13 protein-coding genes are annotated in these 11978 nt (G+C 67.8%); 10 read left to right on the top strand and 3 right to left on the bottom strand.

Going from position 1 to position 11978, the window contains the following annotated elements; genetic code table 11:
• Window positions 1-8: 8 nt before the first annotated feature.
• Entirely contained in the window at window positions 9-833 is an 825-nt protein-coding gene (gene nth / locus FYJ92_RS15880) for an endonuclease III (protein ID WP_185261554.1), read from the top strand.
• Entirely contained in the window at window positions 830-1507 is a 678-nt protein-coding gene (locus FYJ92_RS15875) for a CoA pyrophosphatase (protein WP_185261553.1), read from the top strand. The genes nth and FYJ92_RS15875 overlap by 4 nt, the downstream gene beginning before the upstream one ends.
• Before the next feature lie 92 nt (window positions 1508-1599).
• Here FYJ92_RS15875 and FYJ92_RS15870 read toward each other — a convergent pair whose 3' ends face one another.
• Both FYJ92_RS15870 and FYJ92_RS15865 read right to left on the bottom strand, forming a co-directional pair.
• Window positions 1600-1800 carry a DUF1508 domain-containing protein gene (locus FYJ92_RS15870; RefSeq protein WP_185261552.1) on the bottom strand — a complete coding sequence of 67 codons (201 nt, stop codon included), beginning with the start codon at window positions 1798-1800 and terminating at the stop codon, window positions 1600-1602.
• A gap of 145 nt (window positions 1801-1945) precedes the next feature.
• A complete protein-coding gene (locus FYJ92_RS15865) occupies window positions 1946-3658 on the bottom strand; it encodes a bifunctional 3'-5' exonuclease/DNA polymerase (RefSeq protein WP_185261551.1) in 1713 nt (570 codons plus the stop codon).
• A 169-nt stretch (window positions 3659-3827) separates the two neighbouring features.
• Here FYJ92_RS15865 and FYJ92_RS15860 point away from each other — a divergent pair, with 169 nt between their 5' ends.
• The 8 genes from FYJ92_RS15860 to FYJ92_RS15825 all read left to right on the top strand — a co-directional run bounded on the left by FYJ92_RS15860 (window position 3828) and on the right by FYJ92_RS15825 (window position 9559).
• Window positions 3828-4043 (top strand): AsnC family protein, encoded by a 216-nt coding sequence (locus tag FYJ92_RS15860; protein WP_185261550.1) that lies wholly within the window; start codon window positions 3828-3830, stop codon window positions 4041-4043.
• Window positions 4044-4179: 136 nt separating this feature from the next.
• A complete protein-coding gene (ssd, locus tag FYJ92_RS15855; RefSeq protein ID WP_370526018.1) occupies window positions 4180-5418 on the top strand; it encodes a septum site-determining protein Ssd in 1239 nt (412 codons plus the stop codon).
• The gene (locus tag FYJ92_RS15850; protein ID WP_185261549.1) at window positions 5415-6668 is read left to right on the top strand and encodes a TadA family conjugal transfer-associated ATPase; all 1254 of its coding nucleotides are present in this window, start codon (window positions 5415-5417) and stop codon (window positions 6666-6668) included. Before ssd ends, FYJ92_RS15850 begins: the two co-directional genes overlap by 4 nt.
• Window positions 6665-7546: a type II secretion system F family protein gene (locus FYJ92_RS15845; RefSeq protein ID WP_185261548.1), complete on the top strand. Its 882-nt coding sequence runs from the start codon at window positions 6665-6667 to the stop codon at window positions 7544-7546. The genes FYJ92_RS15850 and FYJ92_RS15845 overlap by 4 nt, the downstream gene beginning before the upstream one ends.
• The gene (locus FYJ92_RS15840) at window positions 7543-8151 is read left to right on the top strand and encodes a type II secretion system F family protein (protein WP_185261547.1); all 609 of its coding nucleotides are present in this window, start codon (window positions 7543-7545) and stop codon (window positions 8149-8151) included. The genes FYJ92_RS15845 and FYJ92_RS15840 overlap by 4 nt, the downstream gene beginning before the upstream one ends.
• 171 nt (window positions 8152-8322) lie before the next feature.
• Window positions 8323-8685: a DUF4244 domain-containing protein gene (locus tag FYJ92_RS15835; RefSeq protein ID WP_255482158.1), complete on the top strand. Its 363-nt coding sequence runs from the start codon at window positions 8323-8325 to the stop codon at window positions 8683-8685.
• Window positions 8682-9203 (top strand): TadE family type IV pilus minor pilin, encoded by a 522-nt coding sequence (locus tag FYJ92_RS15830; protein WP_255482157.1) that lies wholly within the window; start codon window positions 8682-8684, stop codon window positions 9201-9203. The genes FYJ92_RS15835 and FYJ92_RS15830 overlap by 4 nt, the downstream gene beginning before the upstream one ends.
• Window positions 9200-9559: an Rv3654c family TadE-like protein gene (locus tag FYJ92_RS15825; RefSeq protein ID WP_185261546.1), complete on the top strand. Its 360-nt coding sequence runs from the start codon at window positions 9200-9202 to the stop codon at window positions 9557-9559. Before FYJ92_RS15830 ends, FYJ92_RS15825 begins: the two co-directional genes overlap by 4 nt.
• Here FYJ92_RS15825 and FYJ92_RS15820 read toward each other — a convergent pair.
• Window positions 9532-11961 (bottom strand): DEAD/DEAH box helicase, encoded by a 2430-nt coding sequence (locus tag FYJ92_RS15820; RefSeq protein ID WP_255482156.1) that lies wholly within the window; start codon window positions 11959-11961, stop codon window positions 9532-9534. The genes FYJ92_RS15825 and FYJ92_RS15820 overlap by 28 nt on opposite strands.
• Between the last annotated feature and the right edge of the window lie 17 nt (window positions 11962-11978).

The following is an 11978-nucleotide window of genomic DNA, read 5'->3' as shown; positions in this document are numbered from 1 at the left end:
CCAGGCCCGTGGCCCCCTCCCGTAGACCCGGATCCGGCCCGGCCGCAGCAGCCCCGGAGTCTTTGCTGGCGTTGAAGCGCCGGGCGCGACGGATCAACAAGGCCTTGGCAGAGAAGTACCCGTATGCCCATGCTGAGCTGGATTTCCGCAACCCGTTCGAGCTGGTGGTGGCCACGGTCCTGTCGGCCCAGACCACCGATGTGCTGGTCAACCAGGTCACCAGGATCCTGTTTGCGCGGTACCCGGACGCCCGGGCAATGTCCGAGGCCGATCCCAACGAGCTGGAAGCGATCCTGCAGCCCACCGGCTTCTTCCGGGCCAAAACGAAGAACGTGATGGCGCTGAGCACGCGCCTGGTGGACGAGTACGACGGCGTGGTCCCCGGCCGGCTGGAGGACCTCGTGACGCTGCCGGGAGTGGGGCGCAAAACCGCCAACGTGGTGCTGGGCAATGCCTTCGGGATCCCCGGGATCACCGTGGATACGCACTTCGGCCGGCTCGCACGGCGCTTCGGCTGGACCACCTCCGAAGACCCGGTGCGAATCGAATTCGACGTTGCTGGGCTGTTTGAGCCCAAGGACTGGACCATGCTCTCGCACCGTGTGGTGTTCCACGGGCGGCGGGTGTGCCACTCACGGAAGCCTGCCTGCGGCGCATGTCCGGTAGCGAACTGGTGCCCCAGCTACGGGTTGGGCGAGACTGATCCCGCCAAGGCCGCCAAGCTCCTTAAATACGAGCTGGCGCCCGGGAGCGAAACTCTCCTGGACCGGTTGCTGGCCGAAAAGCACCGCGCCGCTGAAATCCGGATGGAATCACAGAGGCGGCTCCCATGAGCGCACGCCAGGACCTGATCGACCTGGTGCGCAGATCGGACAGCGGCGACGTCACAGCGCCGAACACTGCCTGGGCGGCCCTGACCGTGGATGAAACCATAGCCCGCAAGGCGGCAGTCCTGATGCTTTTCGGTGTACTGGACGACGTTCCGGCCGTCTCCGGAAAACCCCTGGCCGCGGCGGATCTTGATGTCCTGCTGCTGGAACGGGCGCACACCCTGGATTCCCATCCCGGCCAGGTCGCCTTTCCCGGTGGCACCATTGACGCCGACGAAACCCCCGTAGCCGCAGCCCTGCGCGAAGCCGAAGAGGAGACCGGGCTGGACTCCGCAGGGGTGGAGGTTCTGGGAACGTTGCAGGAGCTTGGGCTGGCCCGCAGCAACTTTCTGGTGACGCCGGTGCTCGGCTGGTGGGCGGCGCCGTCGCCGGTGCAGGTGGTGGACTACGCCGAATCCGCCCAGGTTTTCCGGATCCCCGTCCGGGACCTTCTGGACCCGGCCAACCGGATGACAGCCACGGTCAGCCGCGATGGAAGGACCTTCAGCAGCCCCGCGTTCGCGGTCAGCGGTGTGCTGGTCTGGGGCTTCACCGGGATCATTCTGGATGGCCTCTTTGAGCAGCTGGGCTGGGCGGTGCCGTGGGACCGGACCATGCTGCACGAGGTGGTCTTCTAGCCTCGGCGTGGTGCGTAGCGTGGGTGGCCCGGCGGGACTGAGTCCGCCGGGCGTGCACCGCGGGTGGCGGCTTAGCTGGAGCTCACCGGGGCTTAGCCGGTGGTGACTGGTTGCTGCCGAAGATCAACAACAATGCCCGTGGCCGCGTTTTCACGCAGGGCTTTGATGCCGTCCTTCAAGGCACCGAGATGCTTGAAGTCGGGCGAAACTGCCACAATATTGCCGTTTGAGTCGGTGAGCCTGAGCCGATAGCACTCGTCACTTACCCGATGTATTTCAAACCTGCCCGCCATAGGCCGGACCTCCCCTGATATGCGACTTTTGCATGAATAGCTGGACCGTCTGCTTCAGTCGCTGCTCTGATGTAACCATGGTCACAGAAGTTCCGACCAGCTACTCCCGGGTAGGTTTCGTTGGGCTACGCAGTGGGGCCAATTGCTACTTTGCGTTGTCGTATGAGTCCACCACGGCCACGCTGACGGGGAATTCCACCGGGATGGGGCCGAACAGCAGTTCCTTCGCGGCGGCGGCAGCTTCCTCGATGGCCCGGATGCAGGCCTGGACGCCAGCCTCGGGGGCGTGGACCATCACCTCGTCATGCAGGAAAAACACCAGCTCCGCCTGAACGGAACCGTCGGCACGCAGGGCCCGCAGCCGCCGTCGTAATTCCGCCAGCCAGCACGCCGCCCAGTCAGCGGCGGATCCCTGCACCACAAAGTTGCGCGTGAAGCGGCCGCGGGAACGGGCAATCGATTCCGCGCGGCGCTGCTCCTCGGCAGTGGCCGACTGCTGGCTCCGCAACCACCCTTCCGACGGCGGCGGGCTGCTCCGGCCAAGCCTGGTGGTCACTGTGCCGCCGGCCTCGCCCTCCCGCGCCGCCTGCTCCACAAAGCCGACGGCGCGCGGGTAGGTCCGTGCCAGCTGTGGCATCAGGCGCCCGGACTCGCCGGTGGTGGCGCCATAGATGGCGCCCAGGAGGGCGATCTTCGCATTGGCGCGGTCGCCGCCGAAACCCTGGGCGGCGATGCCGGCGTACAGGTCCTTGTCGCGCGCCGCTTCAGCCATTTTGGCGTCCTGCGCCAGCGCCACCAGCACCCGGGGTTCCAGCTGGGAGGCGTCCGCGACGATGAGTTTGTGGCCGGGATTCGCATGGACCGCGCCACGGATCTGGCGCGGGATCTGCAAGGCCCCGCCGCCCCGGGACGCCCAGCGGCCGGACACCACGCCGCCCACCACATACTCGGGCTGGAAACGGCCGTTGGCCACCCACGCGTCCAGCCAGGCCCAGCCGTTGGCAGTATGCAGGCGGGACAGTTTCTTGTAGGCGAGGAGCGGTTCAATGGCGGGGTGGCTGGACTCCATCAGCTCCCACTGCCGGGTGCTTTTCACCTCGATGCCGTTGCGGTGCAGGGCGCGCATCAGCTCCTGCGGCGAGTCCAAGTTCAGTCCGGGCGAGTTGAGCAGTCCCCGCAGCTCGGTGTTCAGGGCCTCCAGCTTCGCGGGGCGGTGACCGGACGGAGGGCGCGGCCCGAGGTGATCGGCCAGGATCTGCTCGTGCAGGTCCTCCCGCCAGGGAACACCGGTGTGCTGCATCTCGGCGGCGATCATGGCGCCAGCGGATTCGGCGGCCAGCAGCAGCTGGAGCCGCTTCCGCTTGTTTTCGTCCGGAGCCGCATCGGCCAGGGCTGCCTGCTGCGCGGCGTATTCCGCGCGGAGCTCCGCCAGTCCTTGCCGTGGGGCGCGGTGGCGGACGTCGTCAAAGAGGGCGCCTTGGTCCGACGGCGGGGGCGGCGGCTGGAGGGCGCGGGGCAGCGCCTCGTGATCGTCGAGCGGTTCCTTTTCGGCGTTCCGGGCGTACTCCGTGTGGGCCGTGAACTGCGAATACGCCAGGATATTGCCGCACAAACCTAAGTCATAGCAGCGCTCCAGCTCCACGCCGGACGCCAGCAGCGCAGGGTACCAGTCCTGGGTCCGCTTCCAGATCCAGCGGGGCGGCGCCTCGCGGGGACGGTTTTCCAGTTGGCGTACGACGCCGGCCAGCTCGCTTGCGCTGATCAGGCGCGGTTCGGGACGGTCTGGGTGCGGATCGCCCGCCTGGGTGACCTGCTGGAGGGCTGCGCCGTGGGCGTGGGCGGCGAGCAGCAGATACATAGGTCCAATTCTGCCCTGTGGCGGAGGTTCAGGCGCACCAGCGGGCCGGGTCGTGTGCCTGTGTGGGCCGGGGTAGGGGGCCGGGACGCGGGCTGTGGTGTGCGTGCCATCGACCTCAGGGGTGTCAACTTATGCTGACGCCCCTCCATTCGTCAACTAAAGTTGACGAATGGAGGTAGGGCGGATGAAAATGCTGGTCGCATCAATGGACGGGAAGGGCCCCGCTGAGGCTCTATACGCAGTGGCGGAGCTGCAGAAGGAAGTTGGCCGCACCGAAGCGGCACTGGTCCGCAAGGCGAGGCAGGCCGGTCTGTCTTGGGAAGCCATTGCCCTGTGCCTTGGGGTGAGCAAGCAGGCCGTCCACCGCAAATACGGGAAGCAGTAACCGGCCCGGCAGTTCGGCCGCGTTGTTCGGTCCGGCCGTTCCGTCCGGCCGTTCCGCCCGGGGTGTTCGGGGGAGTTGTCCACATACGGTGGCATGCCCCTGTTTCCCGCCCCTGAGTGCGGTGGAGAGTGGCTGCATGAGCAGGCACCAGCTATCTCCACCCCCTTCCGAGCGGTCTTCCACCCAGCTGTCCCGCACCCGGCCCCCTTCCCCCGGATCTGACTCCGTTGGTTCCCAGCCCCGTGATTCCAGGTCCGGTGCTTCCACGTCCCGTGCGCCTACCTCGGGACGGGCCGCGGCAGCCTGGCTGCCGGACCCCGCTGGTGCCGAGGTTCTCCTGGTCACCAGCTACGACTTCCTGCAGGGCGAAGTGGAACGGATCGTGGCTGCCGCCGGCGGCCAGTTGCGGGTGGTGGCGGACGTGGCTGACGCCGCCAAGTACTGGGACGCCGCGGCCGCCGTGTTGGTCGGGAGCGATGTCCGTGAGCTGCCGCCGCGGCGACGTGCCCCTGCCGTGTTGGTGGGCCTGAACGGGGAGGGGGACAGTCTCTGGCACCTGGCTACAGCCCTCGGAGCGGAGCGGGTGGCGGTACTGCCGGATGCCTCGGCCTGGCTGGCCGAGTACCTGAGCCGGTCTCGGTCGCCCGAAGCGGGAGGACTCGTCCTCGGGTTAACAGGGGGCTGCGGCGGTGCCGGGGCCACCACCGCGGCAATCTGGATCGCCCAGGCGGCGGCCGGGCTGGGTGTGCGTGTATTGCTCGTTGACGGAGATCCGTGGGGCGGTGGCCTGGAACTGGCGCTGGCGGCTGAGGAGGCGCCGGGGCTGCGCTGGCCTGATCTGTCCGAGGCGAGCGGAAGCATAGATCCCGAACAGCTGGCCGATTCACTGCCGGTCGCCGGCGGGTTTTCCTTCCTGTCCTGGCCAGGCAGCCGCGACCGCCAGACGCCGGTGGATGCCGCCACCACAGGTGGCGTCCTGGATGCGGCCCGGCGGGGCTATGAACTGGTGGTGGTGGACATCGGTCGCAGCGCCGAAACCGTGCGGATGTTTGCCTGGGACTGTGACCGCATGCTGGTGGTTGTGCCGGCGCAGCTGAAGGCCGCGGTGGCCACGGCCCGGCTGCTGCACGAACTTCCGCCGGTCGAGGCGGCCCTCCTGGTTCGGGGAAAGGCGGGCGCCGCGCTGGACGGCGGACTGATTGCGGACGCCGTCGGACTGCCGGTTCACGGCCGGGTTCCGGAGCTGCGTGGCGTTACGGCGGCCGGGGAAAACGGACGGCTCCTGGACGTGGGCAAACGGCGGAGCGTCAGGCATTTCGCCGCCTCAGTGCTCGATCTGCTGGACGGCGACATCCCCGTCGGAGACCTGCCGTGAGCGAGCGGCAGCCAGTCCCGCTGCCGTCGCCCCAGGAGCACCGGACGGGGGCACGCCGTCGGCAGGCCCGGGTCCTGGATCCGCGATTTTTGGATTCGTCACTGTTGGAGACCGTCCGTGAATCAGTCATGGCCGACGCCGGACCTGTCACGCCGTCCCGGGTCGCCGCCGCCGTCCAGGCTACCGGGCGGCTGCTCGGGACTGCCGGATCCCTCGCGGCTGTGGAACGGATCAGCGCCGAGCTGAACGGGCTTGGCCCACTCCAGGAACTGACGCGGGACGTCCATGTCACCGACATCTTCGTCAACGCCCCGGACTCGGTCTGGATCGACCGGGGTAGGGGCCTCGAACCGGCCGGGGTTTCGTTTTCCGGTGAGGCGCAGGTGCGGGCCTTGGCATCACGGCTGGTGGCCGCCGGCGGACGGCGGCTGGACGACGGGTCCCCGTGTGTCGATGTCAGGCTCGACGGCGGCTACCGCGTCCACGCCGTCCTGCCGCCGATTTCGACGGCCGGCACTCTGCTGAGTGTCCGCATCCGGCGGGAGCAGGTCTTCTCGATGGACGAACTCCGTGCCGGCGGCATGTTCGGCGGCGTGGTCCGGGAGGTCCTTGAAGGCGTGGTTGAACAGCGGCTGAGTTTCCTGATCAGCGGGGCCACGGGTTCCGGGAAGACCACTCTGCTCTCCACCCTGCTGGGGCTGTGCTCCCCGGCCGAACGGCTGGTTCTGATCGAGGACGCGTCCGAGCTGAACCCCGTCCATCCGCACATTGTTTCGCTCGAGTCCCGGCACGGAAACCTCGAAGGCGGCGGCGAAGTGGACCTGGGCGAACTCGTCCGGCAGGCACTGCGGATGCGGCCGGACCGGCTAGTGGTGGGCGAATGCCGCGGTGCCGAGGTCCGGGAGCTCCTGACCGCCATGAACACCGGCCACACCGGCGGGGGAGGAACCATCCATGCCAACACTGCCACCGCCGTCCCGGCCCGCCTGACAGCTTTGGGCGCACTGGCCGGCATGGGCCAGGACGCCGTCCGGCTGCAGGCAGCCAGTGCCTTGGACGTCGTGGTCCACGTGGAGCGGTCCAGCCGCGGGCGGCATGTTGCCTGCGTGGGTGTGGTGCACGACGGTCCTGGCGGGCTTACCGTGGTTCCGGCGTTGGAGACCACACGCGGCCAGCTCGGCACCGGTCCTGCCTGGGAGACGCTGAGCTCGAGGTTGGGACTGTCCCCCGCAGCGGGTGTCGCCGCATGACACTTCTGCTGGCCGTGGTCCTGGGGCTGGCGGTCGTGCTCCTCTTCAGCCCGCCCGGCGGTGCCACCGGCCGTTGCCGGCGGGCCTTGGCGAGTGTAGGACCAGGCCTTGCCTCTCGAGTTCACGCCGGGGCCGGTGGCAGCAGAACGGGCGGCACGTGGCGCAACGTCCTCCGCGCACGACCGAAAAGCAATGACCTGTCCTTGACCCTTGTGGTCCAGCAGCTTGCTGCGCTGCTTAAGGGCGGCCGCACTCCGGCACGGCTCTGGGATGAACTGTGGCTGGTCCACGGTGGCCGTCCGGACCCAGTCTCAGCAACTACGGACGCAGGTTTACGCGCATCGCAGGACCCTGTAGGAAGGGCGGAACCATCACGCGGGCCAGCGTCCAGTCGCAGCGGTCCGAGCCTCAGCGCAGGTTCCCTGGTGATGCTTGGCGCCGTCCGGGCAGCAGCGTTCCGGGGTGCACCCGTGTCTGAAGCGATCAGGAAGGCCGCGCAGGCGGAGTATTCGCGCGCCGACGGCGGGGAGCTACGAATCTGGTGCGAGCTGGCCGCCTGCTTTGATATCGCCGAAGCCAGTGGCTGTCCGCTGGCTGATGTGCTGGCGCGGTTTGCCGCGCAACTCGAAGTGGAAGACGATGCCGAGGCCGCACGGCAGACGGCCCTCGCCGGACCGAAAGCCACGGTGGGTCTCCTGACGTGGCTCCCGCTGATGGGGCTGGGCCTGGGAATAGCGTTGGGCGTGGACCCGTTGGCCATCCTGATCGGGACCCCGCTGGGACTGGCGGCGCTGGCAGCGGGAGTGGGCCTCACCATCGCCGGAAGAATCTGGTCTGCCCGCCTGGTCGGTGCTGCTGCCGGGGCAGGTGTGCCATGACGGACGGTCTTGTGCCGGGGCTTGCTGTGGCAGTTGTTCTGGCTGCGGCCGCTTGCCTGGCCCTTTCGCAGCCAAGCCGGGTCCGAAAACGGCTGGTCCGGCTCCGAGGTGAAGTGGGTGCAGGGTCGCCGGGGGCCGATGAAGCCTTCACACATCGTGGCCGTCTGCACGGATTGCGGGACCCGGCCATGATGCTTGAGCTCGTGGCGGCGATGCTGGACGCGGGGTCAGGCATCGGGCGGTCGCTGGAACTCGTCGCTGCCTCGGCCTCGACGGACTACGGCAAGGCGCTGCGTCCCGTGGTGTCTGCGCTCGCCATCGGGGCCGACTGGGAGACAGCCTGGCGCAGTTCCGAAGTCCGGCTTCCCGAAATCCTGGAACTGCGTGACGCACTGGGATTCGCCGCCCTGACCGGAGCGCCGTCGTCGGCCATCCTTTACGCGCAGGCCGCGAGGCTGCGACGGGAAAGATTCCGTGCTGCGGAGAAACGGGCGGCCTCCCTCGGCGTGAAGCTGGTCATTCCGCTGGGCCTGTGCTCGCTCCCGGCGTTCATCTGCCTGGGCGTTGTTCCGGTCCTGCTGGCATTGGTCCCGTCCGGGTCCTGAGCGCGGGATTTCAGCTACGGTCCATTCCTCCACACCCCGTCCTGTCCTCCACAATCCGCTTAAAGCCGCGCTTATCCACTTACGGGTTGTTGGCTCTTACCGAGACTTCCGCAGCAGGGAAGAGTCGAATCAGCCGGCAACTCGGCCGGAGCACAGAAGGGAAATGTCACTATGACCATCATCGAAAACAGCCTTTCCGCAGCACCTGCACCGGAGTCCAGCGCCGCTCCTACGGGCACAGCACCATGGGACCCGGGAACACGCTCCGATGCGGCATTGGGGGCGTGTACCTGCCAACGACAGGAATCCACAGAGCCCGCTGGCAACGTTGTGGAGCTTTACCCTGGTGCCAGCGAGCGGAAGGAGCGCCACGGCTGGCTTTCAGCTTCAGAAGCCGGAATGGCAACGGCTGAATACGCCATCGCCACCCTGGCCGCTGTGGGCTTCGCAGGACTTCTCGTCTTCATTCTCCGTAGCGACGAAGTACGCGGATTCCTGTTGAACCTCATCCGCACGGCGCTGGCCTTGCCGTGATTCTGTCGCCGGCAGCGCTGCAACGTCCTGATGACCGGAGCAGCCGCCGCGGGAATGCCCACGGCGCCGTGACTGCGGAGTTCGCGGTAGCGCTGCCAGCGGTACTGTTGCTCCTTGCCCTGCTTTTGGCCGGAGCCTCCGCAGGCGTCACCCAGCTCAGGCTCGAGGAAGCGGCGCGGGCCGGCGCCCGGGCGCTGGCCCGCGGTGAGGACCCTTCCGCAGTGCAGGGGATCGTCAGGACATGGGCGGGGACGTCGGCAACGGCGTCCGTTGCGGCTGACGGCGAATGGATCAGCGTCACGGTGGCTGACGGTGTGGGCGGACCCCTGGGGGCAACAGTGCCCTGGACGCTTACAGCCACGGCCACTACGCGGAGCGAAACGCCGGCGGCCAGCGGCGATCCTCAGCCGCTGGTACTGCCAATGCCGGCCACGATGCACGGGTACCTTTTCAGGCTGGCACAGTCTGCGGACGAACGGACGGAACACATCCGGGCCCCCGATGTGGAGTCGTCGTGAAGAGGCAGTCCGGGGACAACCCGGAGCGCGGCTCGGGAACAGTCCTGGCCGCGGGACTGGCATTGGTTGTCATCATGGCGATGGCCCTGATGCTGTTGTTCGCGCAGTCGGCGGTGATGGCCAGCAGGGCAGCGGCGGCGGCGGACCTCGCCGCCCTTGCAGCGGCCGATGCCCTGCGCGGGATCACGTCCGGCGACCCCTGCACGGTGGCCGCAGAGGTGGCGGCCCGCCATGCTGCAGCACTGGTCAGCTGCACGGAAGGGGCCGGTCAGACCGTCATGGTACGAACGGAGCTGAATGCAGGGACTCTGGTTGGCGCCGCCACCGGTCAGGCGCGGGCCGGGCCGCCGCCCTGAGCGGCTGTGGTGCTGAACGGCTCCGTGCTGGCCGGGATTTCCGCGCCGCGGGGAGGCATTTCACGGGCGTCCTTGAGGAGGACATCGATGAGGGTGACGGCGGCAGCCTTGTCCAGCGGATTGTTCTTGTTCCCGCATTTGGGGGACTGGACGCAGGAGGGGCAGCCCGACTCGCACTCGCACGCCTTAATGGCGTCGCGTGTCGCCGAGAGCCACACCTTGGCCTTATCGAAGCCGCGTTCGGCAAAGCCGGCACCGCCAGGGTGTCCGTCATACACAAAGATGGTGGGCACGCCTGTGTCGGCGTGGATGGCGGTGGACACCCCGCCGATGTCCCAGCGGTCGCTGGAAGCCACCAGGGGCAGGAGGCCGATCGCTGCGTGCTCGGCGGCGTGCAGGGCCCCCGGGAACTGCGCCTCGATGAGCCCGGCACCCGTCAGCGAACGGTTCTCCACCACAAACCAGACCGCCTTAGTGAACAGGTCCCGGGCGCCCAGCTCCAGCGGCTCTTCACCCAGGATTTCATTTGAAATCAGGGCCTTGCGCTGAAAGGAAACCACCTGCGTTGTCACCTTCACATCGCCGAAGTGCACGGCAACATCGCCCCAGTGCTCAGTACGGAGTGTCTCGAGCACTTCGATCTGGGTCACGTCCCGGGCCGTTGTGTAGTAGTCGGGGTTGGCGCGCCGGACCACCACGCAATGGTCGTCTTCGTTCAGGTCCTCCACCACATAGCTGTCGCCCTGGTGTACGTAGATGGCCCCCGTGTGCGCCTGGTAGTGGGTCTGGGGCGAGTCCATCGTCCCGAGCAGGGAGCCGGTGTCGGCGTCGACGATGCTCACCGGCCCGCCGCCGTCGGCGCGGAGGTTCACCAAGGCCGCAGCGCTCTGGGAGTGCGTCCAGAACCAGCCCGCCGGCCGGCGCCGCAGATACCCCTGCGCCACAAGCTGGCCCAGCAGCTTCTCTGCCGTGCTGCCGAACAGGCCCAGTTCAGCTACGCCCAGCGGAAGCTCCGCGGCGGCGGCGCAGAGATGGGGCCCCAGCACGTACGGATTGGACGGGTCAAAGACGGTGGCCTCCACCGACACGTCGAAAATCGCCTCCGGATGGTTCACCAGGTAGGTATCGAGCGGATCATCACTGGCCACAAAGGCGGCGATGGCATCCTGGCCCGCGCGCCCTGCGCGGCCGATCTGCTGGAAGAGTGACGCCCGGGTGCCTGGCCAGCCCGCCACCAGGACGGCATCCAGCCCGGAAATGTCGATTCCCAGTTCGAGGGCGGACGTGCTTGAGACACCCAGCAGTTCACCGGAGCGGAGGGCCTTTTCCAGGGCCCGGCGTTCTTCTGGAAGGTACCCGGAGCGGTAGGCGGCCACGCGTTGCGGCAGGCTGGGATCCACTTCGTCCAGAAGGCGCTTGGTGATCGAAGCGATCGTTTCCGCACCGCGACGGGACTTAATGAAGGCAATGGTCCGGATCCGGGACGAGACCAGGTTCGCCAGCAGGTCGGCCGTTTCGGCAACGGCGGTGCGTCGTTCGTTGGCGCCGTTCTCGCCCTTGAGCTCGGTCAATGCGGGTTCCCAGAAAGCCACCGTGGTGGAGCCGTGCGGTGAGCAGTCCTCGGCAACGGCCCGGACCGGCGCCCCGATCAGGCGTCCGAACGATGTGCCCGGCTCCGACGCCGTGGCAGAGGCGGCGATGAACACCGGACCGGGATGGGCGGTCCCTGCGCCGTAGTACGCGCAGATGCGGCGCAGCCGGCGCATCAGGTTGGCCACATGCGAGCCGAACACGCCGCGGTAGCTGTGAGCCTCATCCACAATCACGTATCGCAGCCGCCGGAAGAAGCTGGCCCACCATGCGTGATTGGGCAGGATGCCGAAGTGGAGCATGTCGGGATTGGCGAGGATGAAATTGGCGTGGTCCCGGATCCACCGGCGGGCCGTGGGGTCCGTATCGCCGTCGTAAGTCTCGGCCCGCACGGTGGGCAGTTTCAACGAACGGATGGCTGCCAGCTGGTCAGCGGCCAGCGCCTTCGTGGGCGAGAGATAAAGGGTCACGGCGCCGTCGTCGTGGATCTTTCCCGGTTCGGACAGCACGCGCAGTTCGGAGCGGTGGATGGCGTCAATCGCCGGCAGTTGGTAGGCCAGGGACTTGCCGGAGGCGGTGCCGGTAGCAATGACCACATGCTCGCCGCCGTGGGCCAGGTTGGCGGCCTGGATCTGGTGCCGGTACGGCTCGTGGATGCCGAGCGAACCATAAGCGGCCACGAGATCGGGGTGCGCCCACTCCGGCCACGGTTCGTGGACCGCCTGGCGGGCAGGGATGATGCGGACGTGACGCAGCTGCTCCGGGTCCAGGCCCCGGCCCAGCAAAGGAATCAGGGAGTCATGGGGGTTCACCCCAACATTCTTTCACC

Source organism: Pseudarthrobacter sp. NBSH8, from assembly GCF_014217545.1.
Classification (GTDB): domain Bacteria; phylum Actinomycetota; class Actinomycetes; order Actinomycetales; family Micrococcaceae; genus Arthrobacter.
The sequence above is the reverse complement of the archived record's forward strand: the minus strand, read 5'-3'. Positions and strand labels throughout refer to the sequence as shown.